General features: G+C 66.7%; 20 protein-coding genes. 12 read left to right on the top strand and 8 right to left on the bottom strand.

Going from position 1 to position 20,310, the window contains the following annotated elements:
• Positions 1–25: 25 nt before the first annotated feature.
• Complete coding sequence (locus NUW81_RS02935; protein WP_245110258.1) at positions 26–553, bottom strand: hypothetical protein; 528 nt, start codon at positions 551–553, stop codon at positions 26–28.
• 135 nt (positions 554–688) lie between these two features.
• On the opposite strand from NUW81_RS02935, the gene NUW81_RS02940 reads away from it, so the two are divergent.
• The 5 genes from NUW81_RS02940 to rimO all read left to right on the top strand — a co-directional run bounded on the left by NUW81_RS02940 (position 689) and on the right by rimO (position 8,164).
• A complete protein-coding gene (locus NUW81_RS02940; RefSeq protein ID WP_245110259.1) occupies positions 689–2,008 on the top strand; it encodes a polysaccharide lyase 6 family protein in 1,320 nt (439 codons plus the stop codon).
• Positions 2,009–2,075: 67 nt separating this feature from the next.
• Positions 2,076–4,061: a DNA topoisomerase IV subunit B gene (parE, locus tag NUW81_RS02945; RefSeq protein WP_245110260.1), complete on the top strand. Its 1,986-nt coding sequence runs from the start codon at positions 2,076–2,078 to the stop codon at positions 4,059–4,061.
• A 46-nt stretch (positions 4,062–4,107) separates the two neighbouring features.
• Positions 4,108–5,157 (top strand): potassium channel family protein, encoded by a 1,050-nt coding sequence (locus NUW81_RS02950; RefSeq protein WP_245110261.1) that lies wholly within the window; start codon positions 4,108–4,110, stop codon positions 5,155–5,157.
• Between the two features lie 164 nt (positions 5,158–5,321).
• The gene (locus NUW81_RS02955) at positions 5,322–6,755 is read left to right on the top strand and encodes a DUF1963 domain-containing protein (protein WP_245110262.1); all 1,434 of its coding nucleotides are present in this window, start codon (positions 5,322–5,324) and stop codon (positions 6,753–6,755) included.
• Positions 6,756–6,808: 53 nt separating this feature from the next.
• Complete coding sequence (rimO, locus tag NUW81_RS02960) at positions 6,809–8,164, top strand: 30S ribosomal protein S12 methylthiotransferase RimO (RefSeq protein WP_245110263.1); 1,356 nt, start codon at positions 6,809–6,811, stop codon at positions 8,162–8,164.
• A gap of 6 nt (positions 8,165–8,170) precedes the next feature.
• Here rimO and NUW81_RS02965 read toward each other — a convergent pair whose 3' ends face one another.
• Positions 8,171–9,598: a serine hydrolase domain-containing protein gene (locus NUW81_RS02965; RefSeq protein WP_245110264.1), complete on the bottom strand. Its 1,428-nt coding sequence runs from the start codon at positions 9,596–9,598 to the stop codon at positions 8,171–8,173.
• Positions 9,599–9,707: 109 nt separating this feature from the next.
• Between NUW81_RS02965 and NUW81_RS02970 the strand changes: the two genes are divergently transcribed.
• Both NUW81_RS02970 and NUW81_RS02975 read left to right on the top strand, forming a co-directional pair.
• Positions 9,708–10,298 carry a winged helix-turn-helix domain-containing protein gene (locus NUW81_RS02970; RefSeq protein WP_260508529.1) on the top strand — a complete coding sequence of 197 codons (591 nt, stop codon included), beginning with the start codon at positions 9,708–9,710 and terminating at the stop codon, positions 10,296–10,298.
• Positions 10,295–11,632, top strand: coding sequence for a M24 family metallopeptidase (locus NUW81_RS02975; protein ID WP_245110266.1), 1,338 nt, complete (start codon positions 10,295–10,297; stop codon positions 11,630–11,632). Before NUW81_RS02970 ends, NUW81_RS02975 begins: the two co-directional genes overlap by 4 nt.
• Positions 11,633–11,710: 78 nt before the next feature.
• Here the strand turns inward: NUW81_RS02975 and NUW81_RS02980 are convergent, their stop codons facing one another.
• Positions 11,711–12,607: an OmpA family protein gene (locus tag NUW81_RS02980; protein WP_245110267.1), complete on the bottom strand. Its 897-nt coding sequence runs from the start codon at positions 12,605–12,607 to the stop codon at positions 11,711–11,713.
• 221 nt (positions 12,608–12,828) lie between these two features.
• Positions 12,829–13,545 carry a hypothetical protein gene (locus NUW81_RS02985; protein ID WP_245110268.1) on the bottom strand — a complete coding sequence of 239 codons (717 nt, stop codon included), beginning with the start codon at positions 13,543–13,545 and terminating at the stop codon, positions 12,829–12,831.
• Positions 13,546–13,658: 113 nt separating this feature from the next.
• Here NUW81_RS02985 and NUW81_RS02990 point away from each other — a divergent pair, with 113 nt between their 5' ends.
• Positions 13,659–14,366 carry a hypothetical protein gene (locus NUW81_RS02990; RefSeq protein WP_245110269.1) on the top strand — a complete coding sequence of 236 codons (708 nt, stop codon included), beginning with the start codon at positions 13,659–13,661 and terminating at the stop codon, positions 14,364–14,366.
• Between the two features lie 130 nt (positions 14,367–14,496).
• Here NUW81_RS02990 and NUW81_RS02995 read toward each other — a convergent pair whose 3' ends face one another.
• The gene (locus NUW81_RS02995; RefSeq protein WP_245110270.1) at positions 14,497–14,694 is read right to left on the bottom strand and encodes a hypothetical protein; all 198 of its coding nucleotides are present in this window, start codon (positions 14,692–14,694) and stop codon (positions 14,497–14,499) included.
• A gap of 111 nt (positions 14,695–14,805) precedes the next feature.
• Between NUW81_RS02995 and NUW81_RS03000 the strand changes: the two genes are divergently transcribed.
• From NUW81_RS03000 to NUW81_RS03015, 4 genes are all read left to right on the top strand, one after another.
• A complete protein-coding gene (locus tag NUW81_RS03000) occupies positions 14,806–15,351 on the top strand; it encodes a hypothetical protein (RefSeq protein WP_245110271.1) in 546 nt (181 codons plus the stop codon).
• 33 nt (positions 15,352–15,384) lie between these two features.
• Positions 15,385–16,773 carry a leucyl aminopeptidase family protein gene (locus NUW81_RS03005; protein WP_245110272.1) on the top strand — a complete coding sequence of 463 codons (1,389 nt, stop codon included), beginning with the start codon at positions 15,385–15,387 and terminating at the stop codon, positions 16,771–16,773.
• A gap of 127 nt (positions 16,774–16,900) precedes the next feature.
• A complete protein-coding gene (locus tag NUW81_RS03010; protein ID WP_260508530.1) occupies positions 16,901–17,290 on the top strand; it encodes a MarR family transcriptional regulator in 390 nt (129 codons plus the stop codon).
• Positions 17,274–17,594: a hypothetical protein gene (locus NUW81_RS03015; protein WP_245110274.1), complete on the top strand. Its 321-nt coding sequence runs from the start codon at positions 17,274–17,276 to the stop codon at positions 17,592–17,594. The genes NUW81_RS03010 and NUW81_RS03015 overlap by 17 nt, the downstream gene beginning before the upstream one ends.
• Positions 17,595–17,669: 75 nt before the next feature.
• On the opposite strand, the gene mltG is transcribed toward NUW81_RS03015, so the two are convergent.
• The 3 genes from mltG to NUW81_RS03030 all read right to left on the bottom strand — a co-directional run bounded on the left by mltG (position 17,670) and on the right by NUW81_RS03030 (position 20,260).
• Entirely contained in the window at positions 17,670–18,635 is a 966-nt protein-coding gene (mltG, locus tag NUW81_RS03020; protein WP_245110275.1) for an endolytic transglycosylase MltG, read from the bottom strand.
• A 4-nt stretch (positions 18,636–18,639) separates the two neighbouring features.
• Positions 18,640–19,905: a beta-ketoacyl-ACP synthase II gene (fabF, locus tag NUW81_RS03025; protein ID WP_245110276.1), complete on the bottom strand. Its 1,266-nt coding sequence runs from the start codon at positions 19,903–19,905 to the stop codon at positions 18,640–18,642.
• 118 nt (positions 19,906–20,023) lie between these two features.
• On the bottom strand, positions 20,024–20,260 hold the full coding sequence (locus NUW81_RS03030; protein WP_244382770.1) for an acyl carrier protein: 237 nt from the start codon (positions 20,258–20,260) through the stop codon (positions 20,024–20,026).
• Positions 20,261–20,310 lie beyond the last annotated feature (50 nt).

Raw genomic sequence — 20,310 nt, forward strand, 5'->3', positions numbered from 1 at the left:
CCGCCCCGAATTCAAGCCCTACCGGCTAGTCCTCGTCACCGACCCGCACCATCAGGTGCGCATAGGGCGTGTCCTTCCACATCACATAGACGGGCGCCGAGGTATCGGTCGTGATGCCTTCATAGGCTGCCGGGTCGGGCAGGATCACCATCAGGTGCGGCCCTTCCTTGACCCACTGGTTGTCCTCGGTGGGCGCGGTCGCGGTGGGGTCGATATTGCTCACCCCCGGCGCGCCCGCCTCGCCCGCCAGCATGTAGCTGAGGCCGAACTCGTCGCCCTCATAGGGCTCGCCCTTCATGAAGGCGCCGAGCAGCGCCATCCAGCGCGCATCGTTGCACATCGGTCCCATCATCTGGCTCTCTGGCAGGCAGGTCCAGCCGTTCGAGCCCTCGCGCAGCAGCCGCCCGTCCATGTCGGCGACGCTAGCGCCCGCCGCGATCGACGCCGGCGCCGCGCTCAACGCGCTGGCGATCTTGTCTTCGTCGGTCTCTGGAGGCGCCGCGCCGCCAAGGGCGAGGACAAGCAGGGGAAGTGAAAGCGTGGAAACATGCATGATGCCGTTCCTTTCCGGGTCGTTTCATCGAAAAAACGCCTACCGGACACGGCTTCTACGCCTTTTTCCGACGCCCCGCCAGCAGCGCCCCGCCCCGCAACCCCGCGTTAAGCCGCGACCTCCTAGGCACCCCTGATGATCAGCTTTCGCCGCGACCGCCCGGTCCTCGTCTTCCTCCTGCTCATCGCCACGCTCCTCCTCGCGGCCACCTCCGCACAGGCGCGCGACCGGCTCGTGCGCACCGCCGCCGAATATGACCGCGCCATCAGCGCGGCCCGCCCCGGCGACGAGGTGATCCTCGCCGACGGACGCTGGCACGACTTCCGCATGGTGGTGCGCGGCGAGGGCGCGCAGGGCCGCCCCATTACCGTGCGCGCGCAGACCCCGGGCGGGGTCAAGCTCACCGGTCGGTCGGACCTGCGCATGGCGGGGCGCTATCTCCATGTCAGCGGCCTGCATTTCACCAACGGCTACGCGCCCGGCAAGGAAGTCATCGCCTTCCGCATCGGCCGCGCGGTCGCCAATGACAGCCGCCTCACCGACGTCGCCATCACCGATTACAGCAAACCGCGTGCGCAGGGCGACGACAAATGGGTCGTGCTCTACGGGCGCGGCAACCGCGTCGACCACAGCCACTTTGCGGGCAAGACCAACCTTGGCGCCACGCTCGCGGTCCGCATCGACGATCCGCGCGGGCGCGACAACCGCCACCGCATCGACCATAATTATTTCGGCCCCCGCCCCCCGCTGGCACGCAATGGCGGCGAGACCATCCGCATCGGCACCAGCGCGCAGGCCGAACATCGCAGCCGCACACTCGTCGAGCGCAACATCTTCGACCGCACCGACGGCGATGCCGAGATCATCTCGGTCAAATCGGGCGCCAACATGCTGCGCGACAACCTCTTCCTGCGCGCCGCGGGCACGCTGAGCCTGCGCCATGGTGACGACAACCGCGTCGAGGGCAACGTCTTCCTCGGCCACGGCAAGGTCAATACCGGCGGCATCCGCATCATCAACGAGCGGCAGGTCGTGCGCGACAATTACATGGAAGGCCTCGCCGGCACCGGCCTTCGCAGCGCCTTGTCGGTGATGAACGGCATCCCCGGCTCGCTGCCCCACCAATATGAGCCGGTCGACCGCGCGCTGATCGAGCGCAACAGCATCATCAACAGCCGCCAGGTCGCGCTGGGCGCCGGCGCCGATGCACGCCGCACCGCGCCCCCGCGCAACAGCGTCATGCGCGGCAACCTCCTCCACGGCGACGACGACCTCGTGCGCCGCGACAGCGACACGAGCGGCATCGCGATGCAAGACAATCGGCAGGGTAACGCCCCGCTCGCCCGCGCCACCAACGGCCTCCTTTATCCGGTCGACAGCAGTGCCGGCGCCCCGCGCGACCTCGCGCCGCCCGCGCTGGCCGAGGTCGGCACGCGCTGGCTGCCCAAGCGCTAGGGCTCGCGCCCCTGCCCGCGCTTTTCCCTTGGAGTGTGGCTCGGGCGCTGCCTATACCGTTCGCCATATGTCCGAACTGTTCGATTCCGCCGCGCCCGAGCCCACCGCCGATTATGACGCCTCCTCGATCGAGGTCCTCGAGGGCCTCGAGCCGGTGCGTCGCCGACCCGGCATGTATATCGGCGGCACCGACGCACGCGCGCTCCACCATCTCGCCGCCGAAGTCCTCGACAACTCGATGGACGAGGCGGTCGCGGGCCATGCCAGCCGGATCGAGATCGAACTGGACGAGGGCAACCGCCTGTCGGTGAGCGACAATGGCCGCGGCATCCCGATCGATCCGCACCCCAAGTTCAAGGACAAGTCGGCGCTCGAGGTGATCCTCACCACCCTCCACTCGGGCGGCAAGTTCGAGGGCAAGGCCTATGCGACCTCCGGCGGCCTCCACGGGGTCGGCGTCAGCGTCGTCAACGCGCTCTCGACCGAGACGGTGGTCGAGGTCGCCCGCGACAAGAAGCTCTACCGCCAGGCCTTCGCCAAGGGCCATGCCACCTCGAAGCTCGAGGAAGTGGGTGCCGCGCCCAACCGCCGCGGCACCAAGGTGACCTTCACCCCCGATCCCGAGATCTTCGGCGCGGACGCGAAGTTCAATCCCAAGCGGCTCCACGACCTCGCCCGCTCGAAGGCCTATCTCTACGGCGGTGTCGAGATCCGCTGGAAATGCGCGGCCAAGCTCGCCTCCGATGACGTGCCCGAAAGCGCGGTCTTCAAGTTCGACAACGGCCTTGCCGACCATCTCGGCGAAATGCTCGGCGAGCGCGGCACCATCACGAGCCCGCCCTTTGCGGGCAGCCAGGACTTCCCCGACGGGCAGGGCCGCTGCGAATGGGCCATCGCCTGGCCCGTGTGGACCGACGGCTACCAGCGCTACTACTGCAACACGATCCCGACGCCCGACGGCGGCACCCACGAGGCGGGCCTTCGCGCCGCGCTGACCAAGGGGCTGCGCGCCTTCGGCGAACTCGTCGGCGAGAAGAAGGCCTCCAAGATCACCGCCGACGACGTGTTCGGCGGCATCGAGTGCCTGCTCTCGGTGTTCATCCGCGATCCGCATTTCCAGAGCCAGACCAAGGACCGCCTCACCAGCCTCGAGGCCGCGCGCTTCGTCGAGAATGCCGTGCGCGACCATTTCGACCATTATCTCGCCGACAATATGGACCGCGGCCGCGCGCTCTTGGGCGCTGTCCTCGAGAAGATGGACGAGCGGTTGAAGCGCCGCGCCGAACGCGAGGTCAAGCGCAAGACCGCGACCAGCGCCAAGAAGCTTCGCCTGCCGGGCAAGCTCACCGACTGCGCCAATTCGGGCAGCGAGGAAGGCGAGACCGAGCTCTTCATCGTCGAGGGCGATTCGGCGGGCGGCAGCGCCAAGCAGGCGCGCAACCGCAAGACGCAGGCCATCCTCCCCATCCGCGGCAAGATCCTCAACGTCGCCTCGGCCACGCGCGAAAAAATCCGCGCCAACCAGGAAATCGCCGACCTGTCGCTCGCGCTCGGAGCGGGCATGGGCAAGGACTATGACGATGATGCGCTTCGCTACGACAAGATCATCATCATGACCGACGCCGACGTCGACGGCGCGCATATCGCCACGCTGCTCATGACCTTCTTCTTCCAGGAGATGCCCGAGCTGGTGAAGCGCGGGCGCCTCTACCTCGCCCAGCCCCCCCTCTACCGCCTCACCGCGGGCTCCAAATCGCTCTACGCCCGCGATGACGCGCATCGCGCCGAGCTCGAGGCCGAGCATTTCAAGGGCAAGAAGGTCGAGGTCGCGCGCTTCAAGGGCCTTGGCGAGATGAACCCCGGGCAGCTCAAGGAAACCACGATGGATCCGTCGAGCCGCAGCCTCATCCGCATCACCCTGCCGCAGGACTATCAGGACCAGCAGCCCGCGCGCGATGTCGTCGAGCGCCTCATGGGCAAGAAGCCCGAGCATCGCTTCGCCTTCATCCAGTCCGAAGCGCCGAGCCTCGATGAAGGCGCGATCGACGTCTAGGATGCCCGCCCTTTATTCGACGCGCGAAGCCGTCTAAGGCCGAGTGATGGAACGCAAAGGCCGTCCCGGCGCACAAATCCCGCTTCTGCGCCAGAAAAGCCCGCTCTCCGGCTGGGCCCAGTTCGGCATTCGCGTCGGGCTGCTCTTCGCCCTGCTCTCCTTCATCATCGCGGTGCACTGGATCGAGCGCGATGCCTTCGTCGACAATGTCGACGGCCAGCTCTCCTTCGCCGACGTCATCTATTTCACCATGATCTCGGCCACCACCACGGGCTATGGCGACATCGTCCCCGTGACCGAGCGCGCGCGCCTGTTCGACGCCCTCGTCGTCACCCCCGCGCGCATCTTCTTCATCTTGATCTTGGCGGGCACCGCCTACACCTTCGTCATCAAGCGAACCTGGGACACATTCCTCATGCGACGACTGCAACGCACCCTCACCGGCCATATCGTGGTGGCGGGCTTCGGCACCTCGGGCGGCGAGGCCGTGGACGAGCTCATCGCCCGCGGCGAGGACCCGCGAAAGATCGTCGTCATCGACCAGAATCCCGAGAGCATCGCCAAGGCCGAGCGGATGGGCTGCATCGTCCTCCAGGCCGACGCCACCCGCGACGAGACGATGGAGGCAGTGCGCCTGCGCCAGGCCTCGACCATGATCATCTCGGCGGGCCGCGACGATACCTCGATCCTCATCTGCCTGACCGCGCGCCACCTCTGTCCCAAGCTGCATATCAGCCTTGCCGTACGCGCCGAGGATAACGAATTCCCCGCCCGTGCCGCGGGCGCGACCACCGTCATCAACCCGACCAGCTTCGCGGGTCTCCTCCTCGCCGGCTCGGCGCATGGCGCGGGGATCGCCGACTATATGGCCGACCTCGCCTCCGCGACCGGCCGCGTCCGTCTCCACGAGCGCGAGATCGAGGCCTTCGAGGTCGGCAAGTCGCTCGCCGAGGCCGCCATCGGGCTCGGGGTGCGAATCCTGCGCGACGGCAATGCCATCGGTTTCTGGGAAGAAGGCGCCCGCGAATTGCGCGCCGGCGACCGCATCATCGAGATCATCCCGGGACACGCCTTCCCCGCTTGCAAGACCGGCTGAAGAATAACGCTGGTCGTTCCACCGAAGTAAACACTTCCGAAACCTCTATTCGTCACCATCCCGATAGATAAGGGGTGGAAATGATTAGGAAAACATTCGGCCGGCGCAAGTTAACGCCAGATCACCGAGATGCTCCGGAGCAGGTCGAGGCGCGTCGTGCCCGCTTGCTTGGCCGTGGCCAGGAAATGGCCGCCGAGGAAAAGTTCGCCAAGCCGCCCAAGCTGCCGCCCGTCGCTGCCCGCCCCGCGCCCCGTCCGGTGCCGGAAGGCGACGCCGCCCCGACCGAGGCCCCCGCAGCGGAGGCCAATGAAGTCCACGACCTGCAAGACCGGATCGAGAGCGAATATGCGCCCGCGCCCGAGCCCGCGCCCGCCTCGCGCCCGACCGATTTCGCGCCGCCTGCAGCCGCCGCCCCGCCGCCGCCGCCGCCGCCGCGCCCGCGCGTCCACCCCGCGCTTCGCAAGGTTCGCGAACAGGCGGTGATGTTCCGCCAGCACGTCCCCCCGCTCGCCGGTCACGCCAGCCACTGGGGCGGCGTGCCGATGGTGCCCGAGGGCTTCGACTGGCCCGTTTTCACCACCAGCGAGGGCGAGGAACGCGCCTTGAGCTTCGTCATGTCGCTCGACTGTGCCGAACTGCCCGCCGCGGCGAGCTTCCAGCTCCTGCCCGAAAGCGGCCGCTTGCTCTTCTTCATGGACCTCCACTGGGGCGCCTATTGGCAATGGAAGGTGGTCCATGTCGCCGCCGATCAGCCGCTCGCCCCCGCCGAGCCGCCCGCCTCGCTTCCCCACCTTTATGAAAGCCCCGCCGTCTGGGGCTGGCCGAGCAATGCCGCAGAATGGCCCCGCCTCCTGCCGCGCTGGAGCTTCGAGCCTGTCGTGCTGCACGCCCGCGAGGATCGCGACATCGCCAACGACCAGCCTTACTGGCCGGGCGCGATCGACCGCGACACCGCCGCCGCCGAAGTCGCCAAGCTCGAGGCCGACCTCGGTGCCTGCACCCCCTACAAGGTCAGCGTCGATGCGCAGGGCAAGCCCGACCGTCCCTATGAAGCCTTCCCCGCCAGCTGGCGCTCGATCCGCATCGCCTGCGGCCATCTCGCCCGCCTGCTCGACAGCGCCGACCGCCCCGGCAACCAGAAGGACGCCAAGGCGCTCGAGGCCGACCTCAAGTCGTGGCGCGGCAAGATCGACCGCGCCCATGCGGCCGGCCGCGACCTGTCGCGCACCGCCGCCAACGACTTCTGGAAGATGCTTCGCCGCCACCACAAGCTCACCGTCCCCTGCCTCAAGGCGATCACGATCGATGCCGTCGAGGCGAGCCTGTCGGCGGGCGAGCGGGTCGAGGAAAAGGCGCTTGCCATGGTCCGCAACCGCCACCGCTTCTCGGCGGGCGATGCGCGCGCCTTCTCCGCCCCCACCTTCGTCCAGATGGAGGCGGAGGAACGCGTCGGCGAATGGCTTCTGCTCCTCGAACTGGGCGCCAATATCCCCATCGGCCATCACTTCGCCGAGGGGGTCTATCAATATTGGATCCGCCCCGATGATCTCGCCGCGGGCAATTTCGACGCGGTCGAGCTGACGGCGGAGGCCTATTAACCCTCTATACCATCTGGATTTTGCCGCAATTCGTCGGTAAGGGCGCGGCCATCATGGCAACCAAAATCCCCGACGCCCCCAAGGTGGGCATGGTCTCGCTCGGCTGTCCCAAGGCCCTCGTCGATTCCGAACGCATCCTCACCAAGCTGCGCTCGGACGGCTATGCCATGAGCCCCGACTACGAGGGTGCCGACGTCGTGCTGGTCAACACCTGCGGCTTCCTCGATTCTGCCAAGGAAGAGTCGCTCGAGGCCATCGGCGAGGCGATCGCCGAGAACGGCCGCGTCATCGTCACCGGCTGCCTCGGCAACGAGGCCGACCTCATCATGAAGACGCACCCCAAGGTGCTCGCCGTGACCGGCCCCCAGCAGTATGAACAGGTCGTCGGCGCGGTCCACGAAGCGGTTCCCCCCGGCGTGTCGCCCTATGTCGACCTCGTGCCGCAGATGCCCGACACCAAGCTGACGCCGCGCCACTACAGCTATGTGAAGATCTCGGAAGGCTGCAACCACCGCTGCAGCTTCTGCATCATCCCCTCGATCCGCGGCGACCTTGCCAGCCGCCGCCCCGACGCCGTGCTGCGCGAGGCCGAGAAGCTCGTCGCCGCCGGCACCAAGGAACTGCTGATCATCAGCCAGGACACCTCGGCCTACGGCATCGACCTCAAGAACCAGACGTGGAACTGGAAGGGCGAGGAATTGAGCGCCCGCATGCTCGACCTCGCGCGGCACCTCGGCAACCTGCGCACCCCCGAGGGCGAGACCCCGTGGATCCGTCTCCACTATGTCTACCCCTACCCCCATGTCGACGCGGTCATCCCGCTCATGGCGGAGGGCAAGCTCACCCCCTATCTCGATATCCCCTTCCAGCACGCCAGCCCCAAGGTGCTCAAATCGATGCGCCGCCCCGCCAACGAGGCCAAGGTCCTCGAGCGCCTCAAGGCATGGCGCGACATCTGCCCCGACATCGCGGTGCGCTCGAGCTTCGTCCTCGGCTTCCCCGGCGAGACCGAGGAGGATTTCCAGTATCTGATGGACTGGCTCGTCGAAGCGCAGCTCGACCGCGTCGGCGCCTTCCGCTTCGAGCCCGTCGAGGGCGCGGCGGCCAACGACCTGCCGGGCGCGGTGCCCGAAGAGGTCAAGGAAGAGCGCTACGCCCGCCTGATGGAGCTCACCGCCCGCATCAGCGCCGACAAATTGAAGGCCAAGATCGGCACCACCCAGGACGTCATCATCGACCTCGTCGACGAGGAAACCGGCGGCGCCACCGGCCGCTCCAAGGCCGATGCCCCCGAGATCGACGGCGAGGTGCACCTGCGCGATGCGGGCCACCTCAAGCCCGGCGACTTCGCCCGTGTGACCATCGAGGACGCCGACGAGCACGACCTCTTCGGCGCGCCTGTCGCCTAGGTCCGCCTAGCCGATCTCGAGCCCGCGCAGCTTGGCCTGCCCTTCCTCCTCGGTGAGGTAGAGGGTCACCGCCAGTCCCGCGTCATTCTCGCGCTTCAGGCGCAGGCGGATGCGGTCCTCCTCCTCGCCCACGCCCGCCACCTCGGTACCGCCGAGGTCGGCGTGGAGCATGTCATACATGTCGAGATGCGTCTCGACCGGCATCTGTTCGAGCAGCGCCGCGCTCATTCGTGTCTCGACGAAGGTCTTGAAGTCGGCCTTGCTGCCCCCGACCGCGGCAAGGAAATCGCGCGCCAACCGCCCGCCCGGCGTGTCGGGCAGCTCGCTTGTCGCCGCCAGCTGCGGCACCGCGGCCACCTCCTGCCCCGTCACCGCACGGAGCAGCGGGCCGAACGCCTCGGCCAGCGGCACCGGCCCGCCATTGCGATGCACCACCAGCGTCGTCTGGCTATCCGCCAGCGTCCACCATTCGGTCTGGAAGGCGGGATTACCACCATTGTGCCACCACGCCTTGCCGGCACCATCGAGCTCCTCGTTGACGATGCCGAAGCCGTAATGCGTGCCCCCGCCTTCATCGACGCGCGGCTTCAGCCAGGTATCGGCGGTCGCATCGTCGATCCCGCCCCCCGCGACCGCCTGCCCCAGTGCCAGCAGGTCGCGCGCACTCGACACCATCCCGCCATTGCCTATGAGCGCCCAGCTGACGTCGCGCAGCCCGCCCCATGACGCCTGCGCCACCTTGCCGCGATCCGCTGCCGCATCGACCCGCGCTTCGTCATAGACGCTCCAGTAGCCGGTCGAGCGCAGCCCCAGCGGTGCCAGTACGTCCTCGACGACATAGTCCTCATAACCCTTGCCCGTGACCTCCTCGATCATCGCGGCAAGGATCGAGAAGCCGGTGTTCGAATAGGCATAGCGCTCGCCCGGCGCCGCGATCAGCGGCTCGGCAAAGACCGCCTCGAACATCTCGGCCCGCGACTGGGGGCGAAGATCGGCGCCATGCGCGGGGCCGAAGCCCGCCGTGTGCGTCGCCAACTGCTCGACCGTGATCCCCGCCATCGCGGGCGGCGCATCGGGAAAGAAGTCGCCGATCGTGTCATCCACCGCCAGCTTGCCCTCGGCGACGAGCTGCGCCACCGCCAGCCCCGTCAGCGACTTGGAGATCGACCCGATATCGAACTGCGTGTCGAGGTCGTAATCGCGCCCGCTCTCGGGGTCGGCCGCGCCCGAATGCACCAGCACCGGCGCACCGCCGGCGACCTGCACCGCGGCAAAGCCCGAAAAGCCCTGCGCCTCGAGCTGCGCCATCGCCTCGCGCAGCTTCTCCTCCACGCCTGCATCGGCCGCCGCGACCGCTTCGCCGCCGTCCACGGCGGCGCTGCAGGCGGGCGTCATCAGTGCGGCGGCTGCAATCATCATCAGGGTGATACGCATGGCTCATTCTCCTCGGTTGACGGACGTTTCCAATCGGGGCCACCGTGCACGCGAGGGGCATTTCCTGTCCTGACCAGAGGATTTCGAGAGGTTTCGAGAGATGAACGACATGGTCCGTGAGGCCCCCGACCTGATGCTCGGGCCAGCGCGCTACAGTCCGCCCACGCGCACCGTCACGGTGGGCGGGCAGGAACAGCGCCTCGAACCCCGTCTCGCCGACCTCCTCGACCTGTTCATCGCCCATCCCGCCACGCTCTTGGAGCGCGACTGGCTGCTCGAGCGCGTCTGGGGCACCGAGGGCAGCGACGAGGCGCTCACGCAAGCGGTCTCCAAGCTGCGCCAGACCCTGGGCGACCGCACCCTCCTGCGCACCGAACCGCGCCGCGGCTACACGCTCGTCGCCGCGCCAGAGCCCGCTCCCGCGCTGCCCGAACCCACCGCCGCGCCCGCGCAGGCGCTCACGCCCGAGCCCGTCCCCCTCAACGCCCGCCCGATCCGACTCGCCTTCCTGAGCGGCCTTATCGTCGGCTTGCTCGTTGCCACCATCCTCGCCCTCCTCTTCTGGCCCGAGACCATGACTATCATGGAAGAGGTCACCGAGGAGCCCGGACAGGCCCCCGTCACCCGCACCGTCGAATGCGACGGCACCCCGCAGGAATGCGAGACCATCCGCGACTTCCGCCAGCAGGACAGCCAATGATCATCACCCTAGCCGCCACCCTCGCCGCCGCCCAGCCGCAGCCGCCGGTCCTCCCCCTCACCGACGTCGAGGAGCCCGCGCCGGCGCTTCCCTCCATCCTCCCGATGAAGGAGCGCGCGGCGCTCATCGACACCATCCTCGCCGAGCGCTTCGAGACCGTGCTGCCCGCCGTCATGCGCGCGGAGGGGATCGACCTGTGGGTGCTCATGGCGCGCGAATATTTCGAGGACCCCGTCACCGCCTCCATGCTCAACGGCGAGGAGTTCTCCGCCCGCCGCCGCACCATCCTCGTCTTCCACGACCCCGGCGAGGGCCGGCCGATCGAGCGCCTGTCGGTCTCTCGCTATGGCATCGCCGACTTCTTCGAGGTCACCTGGGACCCCGCCGACCAGCCCGACCAGTGGAAGGCACTCGCCGAGCTCATCGCCGACCGCGACCCCGAAAAGATCGCCATCAACACTTCCGACCTCTCGGCCTTCGGCGACGGCATGACCCACAGCCAATATGAGCTCATGATGGCCGCCCTCCCCGACCACCTCGAGGAGCGCATCGTCTCGGGCGAGAACCTCAGCATCCGTTGGCTCGAAACCCGCACCCCGACCGAACTGGAGATCTATCCCGGCGTGGTCCGCATTGCCCACGCCATCATCGCCGAGGCGCTCAGTCGCAAGGTCATCACCCCCGGCGTCACCACCACGAGCCAAGTGCGCTGGTGGATGCGCGAGCGCCTCTCCCGCCTCGGGCTCCAGCCATGGTTCCACCCCAGCCTCGGCATCCAGCGCGAAGGCATGGACGGCGTCCAATATGACGACATGGTGATCGAGCCCGGCGATCTCCTCTGGACCGACTTCGGCCTCACCTATTTGCGCCTCAACACCGACACCCAGCACCTCGCCTATGTCCTCAAACCCGGCGAGACCCAAGCCCCCGCGGGCCTGCGCGCCGGCCTCGAGGCGACCAAGCGCGTCGCCGACATCCTGCGCGAGAGCTTCCGCAAGGGCGAGCCCGGCAACAGCATCCTTGCCCGCGCCCGTGCGGCCGCGATCGCCGAGGGCTACGACCCAAGCATCTACTCGCACCCCATCGGCCTCCACGGCCACGGCGCGGGCCCTGCCATCGGTTTCTGGGACAATCAGCAGGCCGATCCCCGCGGCGCCGGCCCCGTCCACGCGAACACCGCCTGGTCGATCGAACTCACCACCTACAGCGCCGTCCCCGAATGGGGCGGCCAGCGCGTCGACTTCCGCTCGGAGGAAGACGCCTGGTTCGACGGCGAGACCGTCCGCTACCTCGACGGCCGTCAGGACGAGATCACGCTCATCCCGAGCGACTGACCAATCGCCCACGCATAAAAAAACTCCGGCGGCACCCTGCGCGTGCAGGATACCGCCGGAGCCTGTTTTTCCAGACCCTTAGAGGCCGGCCTGTTCCATGCCGTCGACAGCCTTGCTGACGAGGATATTGACCTCGACGCGGCGGTTGAGCGCCTTGCCTTCCTCGGTCTCGTTGTCCGCCGCCGGATCGGCTTCGGCCATGCCGGTCGGGGTCAGCATGCGGTAGGGCGCCCAGCCGCACTTCTGCTGCAGCGTGTTGACGACCTTGCCCGCACGGCGCTCGCTCAGCACCTGGTTATAGTCCTCGTCACCGACCGAATCGGTGTAGCCGACGACCAGCAGCAGCGCATTGTTCATCGCATTGGCTTCGTCTGCCGTGGCGCACAGCTGCGCGATGTCATCCTGCGAGATGTTCCACTTGGCCGTGTCGAAATAGACGTTGGTCGAGCCCTTGAGGTTATACTGGTCGATGTCGCCGAAGCGGCCGCGCAGGGCCTCGGTCTTCGCCGCATTGTCGGCGATGAGGGTCTCATGCTCCTCGAAGCGCTGCGCGGTGCCGTTGCGGATCATCCACGCGGTCTCGAGGTCGCGGTTCGACAGCTTGACCTGGCTGGCGACGAGCCCGCCGCCCCACTGCACCGTCTTCACCGTGACCGGCACGCCGGCGAGCAGCGCGTCTTCGGCCAGCTTGTCGCCGCCGAGACCGAGGAAACCGCCGGTGGCGCGGATCTTGGTGGCCGGCGCGATGAGCACCGAGTTGCGCGCGCCATCTTCACCCGCGACCAGCATCTGGCCGCCGCGACGCGAGGCGATGAAGCCCTCGAGCTTCGGGCCTTCGGGCAGGCCCTTGAGCGAGGTCGGCAGCTCGCCGTTGATCGTGATCGGCGCTTCGGCCGGCTGCGCGGCGACGGCGGTGGCCGGAATGGCCGCTGCGGCCAGCAGCAGGGTTGCCGTCGATCGATTGAGTATATTCACAGATTTCGCTCCTTAAGTGACCGTCCTGCCGCACTGGCGACACGCTTTACGCCCCCTTTGCGGCCCGACTGTCGCTCCGAACCTTTCTGCCAGATGAACGAGATCGGGCCCTGTTTAGCACCCGTTAATTATACGGATACGGCGGGCGTGGAGTGCGACGAACCGTTTGGCACCGGGGTCGAAACGAGTGAGCCAAGAGGGGTCGACCGACCGTCGGACAGCTAGCGATACTCGCGAACGAAACTCCGATAGCCGAGAACGTCACCGGTCTTTTCAGGATCGATTACGCCGAGCGGAGGAATGCCCGACAGGGTACCCTCGAGCGGGCGGCCCTCCGGCTCCAGCCAAGGGAGCTGCGCCCGTATCTTGTCGGTGACGGGACGGTTCGTCGTCTCGACCCTGATCTCCCGAAGCCTGTACCCTTCCCCGAACGCGCTTTCGAACGCATCGGGGGAGACAGCCTCGACGGTCGCGGGCTGTCCATCGTCGCGAAATCTCACGAAACGCAGCTTGGAAGTGCTTGTCGGCAACGTCGCCTCGGATCGCGCACGACCGCGGGCAATTCTCCGGATCGAATTGAGGTTCCCGATCCCGCCGCGCGTATATTCGGGGTCCAGCGCTGCATTGATGATCGGCACCAGCGTCTCTTCGGTCCGCTCGGCGGGCTGGACCAGCACGAACAACGCTTTGCCATCGCCGAGATCGACGCGAAGGGCCTCGCCCTTGAATTCGACCGACGCGGTCGCGCTGTCCGGCAGGCTGAGCAACGCCCGCCGCGCTCGCACCTCATGCACCACGCTTGCCGTCCGGAGACCCGAAGGCGTGTCCACCGCGACCGTCAACAGGTAGCGGTAAGTCGCCCAGCTGTAACGGCTCCAGACCAGCATGCCAGTCAAGACAAGTGCAGCAACTGCGACAATAATGGTCCCCCGCGTCATCTATACATCCCCTGCTCTTCCTGCATGTGACGTTTCCACACAAAAGCGACTGTAGTCCAATTCGAATTGAGGCTATCGATGAGTTGATCAGGCGAACTGCAGGACATCATGGAATGACACGACGGGGGATTTTGGGGGCTGGCGTCGGCACGCTCTTCGCCGCGCTCGGTGCATGCAACATCTTCAGGTCGCCCTCCTACCGGTTCCGCCTCACCGTCAATGTCGACACGCCCGACGGCATCAGGACCGGGTCGTCCATCTGCGAGGTGAAGGCAGATCGCGGCACGGACCTTTCCACCGGCGGCCAGACGCAGGGCGTGAAAATGCGCGGAGAGGCGGCAATCGTCGAGCTTCCCGACGACCGGTTGCTGGTCGCCTTGCTGCTGACGAACAATCCGCTCCTGCGGGATGTCGGCAAGGCATCCCTGCGTACGCTCGATGGAGGGTTCGACGGGAAGAAATATAATTCCGCCAAGCGCATTGAAGACGCCGGTTCGATTGGACCGGTCGACATGCCTGAGCCAGACTTGCCCGTTCTTGTCACCTTCGAGGATCCGACCGACCCCGAAAGCCTTAAGGTCGTCGACCCCTCGGACCTCGCATCGACCTTCGGCGCCGGATATTCGCTGGAATCGATCACCATGGAAACCACGCAGGATCGCGTGACGGACCATGTGCCGGAGTTCTTTCCGTGGTTGCCGGCGATACCCGGTTCGCTGCTCCCCTCGACGACGATCTATTCCAGCGAGAAACCGCTGGCTGAGAAGATCAGGCCCCCGCATTTCCAATTGACCGGGTTCGACAGCCTCTGGCTCAATTGATGGCCCTGCCCCGGGGCGAGATACAACAATGCCAGCCGATCCCCATCTGCCGGGCCGAGCGTCTGATCAAGATTGTCCGGAACGGGGTCGGTCGCGGCCTGGTCGGTTTAGGGGTGGAAAGCGGATATTGTTAAAAGTCGTATTCTTCGGGACGCTTGAGGATCGTCTCCGCGGTCCACTCGGGGTCGTCCACAGAAACTTGTTCTAAGAGGCGAACCACTTTGGCGCGGCTCTTCGCCTTTACGGCCGCATCGAAGGCGTCCAGCAATCTCGCCGTGAAGAGCCGCTCATTCAGGGACATTCCGGCATAGCGGTCTTCGACACTCATGGGTTGACTGTAACGCTTAGTCGAACGTCCGCAATGGGGTCGATAGCAGACATCCGGTGACGGACCCCAACCCCCTGTCCTACACGCCCCTTCTCTGATCCAATGCGCGTCATGACCGATGCGCTTCTCCCCCTCCCCGCCGAACCCCGCCACGACGGCTGGACCACCGTCACGCAAGTCGCCTTCCTCGAAACCCTCGCCGCCACCGGCATCGTCACCGAGGCCTGCCATGTCGCGCAGATGAGCTCGAGCGCCGCCTACGCCTTCCGTCGCCGCTCGCCCCTCTTCGCCGCCGCCTGGGAAGAAGCCCTCGGCCTTGCCCGCGAGAAACTCGCCGACACGCTCCTCGCGCGCAGCCTCGAGGGCCAGACCATCACCTATTTGCGCGACGGCGAGCAGGTCGGCGAGAAAAAGCTGTTCGACAGCCGCCTCGGCCTCGCCATCCTCGGACGCCTCGATCGCCGCGCGCAGGAACGCGAGGCCGCCGGGAACCGCACCGGCCATGCACAGGGGGCCAGCTTCGATGCCGCCATCAACGCCATCATCGCGCGCGATCCTGCGCGGGCCGATGGCGAAAATCCGCCACTCCCGCCCCGAAAAGTTCCCGAAGTGGACAAAGTGGACACTGTTCGAAATTCGTCCGACAGCGCTTGCTAGGACCGATCCCCATCCCTTACGCATTGAGCCACCATGACCGATCTTCTGAAGGCCGACCAAGGCCAGGACGCCCGCACCATCCACCTCGTCGACGAGGACAGTTTCGCCGACTGGAAGAAGGAACAGCCGCAGCGCCTGCGCACCCTCCTCGACGCCAACCGCTACGAGGGCAAGCAGGGCTATCAGTGGATGGTGCTGCCGGGCGAGGGCGAGGACGACTGGTCGGTCGTGAGCACCGTCGCCAATGTGGACGAGCTCTCCCCCTGGTGCCTCGCCAAGCTCGGCGAAGAACTGCCCGAGGGAAGCTACCGCCTAGCGGGTGACAAGGACCCCGGCCCCGCCAAGCTCGGCTGGATCCTCGCCCAGAACCAGTATTGCCGTTACAAGAGCGAGCATGAGGAGCGCGGGGACCGCACCCTCCTCACCTCTTCGCCCGCCGACATCGACCGCACCGCGCTCGCCGCCGAGGCGACGCTGCTCGTGCGCGACATGATCGACACGCCGACCGCCGACATGGGGCCCGACCGCATCGAGGCGCAGGTCCGCGAGGTCGCCGGCCGCTTCTCGGCCGAGGTCGAGGTGATCAAGGGCGATGCCCTCGAACAGGGCTATCCGATGATCCACGCGGTCGGCAAAGCCGCTGCCCGCGCCCACGCCCCCCGCCTCATCGAACTCGTCTGGGGCAAGGAAGACGCCCCCCGTCTCGCCATCGTCGGCAAGGGCGTGGCCTTCGACAGCGGCGGTCTCGACATCAAGGCGGCGAGCGGCATGCGCCTCATGAAGAAGGACATGGGCGGCTCGGCCCATGCGCTTGCCCTCGCGCTGATGGTCATGGGCCGCAACCTTCCCGTGCGTCTCCACCTCCTCATCCCCGCGGTCGAAAATGCGATCAGCGAGGAAAGCTTCCGCCCCGGCGACATCATCAAGAGCCGCAAGGGGCTGACCGTCGAGATCGACAATACCGATGCCGAAGGCCGCCTCATCCTCGGCGATGCGCTGCACAAGGCGGGCGAGGAGGAGACCCCCGACCTGCTCGTCGATTTCGCCACCCTGACGGGCGCGGCGCGCGTGGCCTTGGGCCCCGACCTTCCCGCCATGTTCGCCAATGACGATTCGCTGGCGCACGGCATTGCCACCTCGGGAGGAAATGTCGGCGACGACGTCTGGCGCATGCCGTTATGGGACAAATATGACGAGATGCTCTCGTCCTCCATCGCCGACATGTCGAACAGCGCGCAGGGCAGTTTTGCCGGCTGCATCACCGCCGCCCTGTTCCTCCGCCGCTTCATCCCCGATTGCGACTGGGTCCATTTCGACACCTTCGGCTGGCGCCCGACGGCCAAGCCCGGCCGCCCCAAGGGGGGCGAGGCCTATGGCCTGCGCGCCACCTTCGCCTATCTCGAGGAGCGCTACGGTCAATAGTCCGTAACGATCTCCGGCCAAGTGGTTGGGATTTGCGACAAAAAACGGAAAGGCCACGAAACAAAGCGCACCGCTCCGCCGTTTTTACCCTCAGTACGCGACGTTATTTTAACGCAACGAGGGATCTATGGGCGACCTATCACTGGCGACCTGGATGCGGACCCTCATCGGATACGTCCGCTCCGGTTCACCCGACCTGACCAATCGGCAGATGGCGCTCATGCTCGTCGTCTACCTCACACCCGGCCCGCATACCGTGCGCGGCCTTGCACAGACGCTTGGCGTGTCCAAGCCCGTCATCACTCGCGCCTTGAATACATTGGGCGGTCTCGGCTATCTGCGCCGCGAACGTGACCAGGACGACCGACGCAACATCTTCATCGTCCGTACCAATGACGGGGCCGATTTCCTTGACGAATTCCGACAACTCTTCCACGCCCAGAGCGGCAACGCCGGCGCCGAACGCGAGCGACAGCAACGGCGCGAGCAAGGGCGCACCCTTGCCGCCACCCATTAGGGAATTCGAACTGACGGGCACGTCGGACGACCTGCCCGACCCGACCCGCCACGCCTATCGCAAGGACCTTGCCGATGTGGCGCTGGCGGGCACCGTTGTGGCCTCCCATTATGCCGCGCCGGTGAAGCGCGAACTGCACCGCCCCGCCCCGCTGCGCAGCGAACCCGACTGCGACAGCGACCTCGTCGTCCAGCTCGATGCGGGCGATGCCTTCGAACTGCTCGACAGCCGCGGCGGCTGGGTCTGGGGTTATGCAGGCCCCGACCGCCTCGTCGGCTACATCAAGGCCGAAGCGCTGCTCTAGGGCCCGCCAAGGCCAATGTAAAAAGGGCGCTCCCAAAGGGGGCGCCCTTCTCTTTGGGAGCCGGTCGGCGTCGCCCTACATCTCGCCCCGTTCGCGGCGGATGGCATACCATTTGGCGACGTTGCGATTATGCTCCTCGAGCGTATTTGCAAAAATGTGCCCGCCGGTCCCGTCGGCAACGAAATAAAGTGCTTCCGTTTCCTCGGGATCGAGCACGGCGGCGATGCTCTCGCGGCCCGGGTTGGCGATCGGGCCGGCGGGCAGGCCCCGCATGGCATAGGTGTTGTAGTCGTTGACGTCGTCAAGCTCGGAGCGGCGGATGCGGCGACCGAGCGGCTTGCCCTTGGTGATCGGGTAGATGACCGTGGGGTCGGCATCCAGCTTCATGCCGATGCGCAAGCGGTTGGAATAGACGCCGGCGACCATGCGCCGTTCCTCGGGCTTGGCGGTTTCCTTCTCGACGATCGAGGCGAGGATGACCGCCTCGGCGGGGGTGTCGACCACGCTCCGGCTCGTGCGGGTCGGCCACAGCTCCTCGAGCGTGTCGGACATGGCCTCCTGCATGCGCGCGATGACCTCTGCGCGAGTGTCGCCGCGCTGGAAGCTGTAGGTCTGCGGCAAGACCGTGCCCTCGGGGGGCAGCGGCGCCTCGCCGGTGAGCAGGTCGGTCGCCTGCACCCGCTCCTGCACCAGCACCGAGGGCATGCCTTCGGGGATGGTGACGAAGCGCTGGACGGGGCGACCGTGCTGGAGCGTGTCGAGGATGTCCGCCGCGCTCATGCCCGGCGGGATGGTGAACTCGCCCGCCTGGATGGGATCGCCCCCGCCGAACAGCCGCGCGTTGAAGCGCCACAGGTCGGGCGAGATGCCGATCTGGCCGTCCTCGGCCAGCTGCCGGCCGAGCGCGCCGATGGTCGTGCCCTCGGCCACGATCACGCCCGATTCCTCGGTGGTCGGCCCCTTGCCCCACCAGCCATAGCTGAGGAAGGCCAGCGCCGCCCCGATGATCAGGGCGGCGACAAGCACGATGCGGCGGATCAAGGCGCTAGCCCTCGAGCTTCTTCATCACGAGGCTGGCGTTGGTGCCACCAAAGCCGAAGCTGTTGTTGAGGGCGGCACGCACCTCGCGCTTCTTCGCCTCGTTGGGCACGAGGTCGACGCCCGCCACGCCTTCCGAGGGGTTCTCGAGATTGAGCGTGGGCGGCACGACCTGGTCGCGGATCGACAGGATGCAGAAGATGCTCTCCACCGCGCCGGCGCCGCCGAGGAGGTGGCCGATGGCCGACTTGGTCGAGCTCATCGAAACATGGTCGAGTTCGTCGCCGAACAGCTTGCGCACCGCGCCCAGTTCGAGCTCGTCGCCGAGCGGGGTCGAGGTACCGTGGGCGTTGATATAGTCGACATCGGCGGGCGTCATGCCGGCCTTCTTCAGCGCCATTTCCATCGAGCGATAGGCGCCGTCGCCATCGGGATGGGGGGCGGTGACGTGATAGGCATCGCCCGACAGGCCGTAGCCGACGACCTCGGCATAGATCTTGGCACCGCGCTTCTTGGCATGCTCATATTCCTCGAGCACGACGACGCCAGCGCCCTCGCCCATGACGAAGCCGTCGCGGTCCTTGTCGTAAGGACGCGAGGCCTTTTCGGGGCAGTCGTTGAAGTTGGTCGAGAGCGCGCGCGCCTGCGCGAAGCCGGCGATACCGATCGGGCAGATGGTGGCCTCGGCGCCGCCCGCCAGCATGATGTCGGCGTCATCGTCGCGGATCATGCGCGCGGCATCGCCGATCGAATGGGCGCCGGTCGAGCAGGCGGTGACGACCGCATGGTTGGGCCCTTTCAGGCCATATTTGATCGAGACCTGACCCGAGATGAGGTTGATGAGGCGGCCGTGGACGAAGTGCGGGCTCACGCGGCCCGGCCCCTTGTTGGCCAGAACGAGGCTTTCCTTCTCGATGCCCGGCAGCCCGCCGATGCCCGAACCGATCGAGCAGCCCGCGCGGACCTTCATTTCCTCGGGCATTTCGGTGAGGCCGGCATCCTCGATCGCCTGCCCCGCGGCGTCGATGCCGTAGACGATGAAGGGATCGACCTGGCGCTGGACCTTCGTGTCGACGCGCTTGTCGGGATCGAAGCCATATTCATGGTCGGCAGGCTTCACCTCGCAGGCGATGTGGCACTTGTGGCCCTCGGTGTCGAAGCGGGTGATCTTGCCCGCCCCCGACTTGCCCGCGAGGATGTTCTTCCAGCTCGTCTCGACATCACCGCCGAGCGGGGTGACGAGGCCGAGACCGGTAACGACGACGCGTCGCATAATATTCTCCTAGAAACGGCAACAGGCCCAGACCCGGGGATACCGGGCTGAGCCTGCGAAGTGCCGGTCATGGCTGCGGCGATGCCGCCGTTGCGGATACCGCAGCCATCAGCAGGGCTTAGCCCTTGTTCTTCTCGATGTAGGTGATCGCATCCTTGACGGTGGCGATGTCTTCCGCCGCATCGTCGGGGATTTCCACGCCGAACTCTTCCTCGAAGGCCATCACCAGTTCGACGATGTCGAGGCTGTCCGCACCCAGATCGTCGATGAAGCGGGCATCTTCGGTCACCTTTTCGGCGTCAACGCCGAGATGCTCGACGACGATCTTCTTCACCCGATCGGCAGTATCGCTCATGAAATATTCCCTTTCATTAGAATTCGGAGGATGCCCTAGCGCGGGCCGGG

It is taken from the genome of Sphingomicrobium aestuariivivum, assembly GCF_024721585.1.
Taxonomy (GTDB): Bacteria; Pseudomonadota; Alphaproteobacteria; order Sphingomonadales; family Sphingomonadaceae; genus Sphingomicrobium; species Sphingomicrobium aestuariivivum.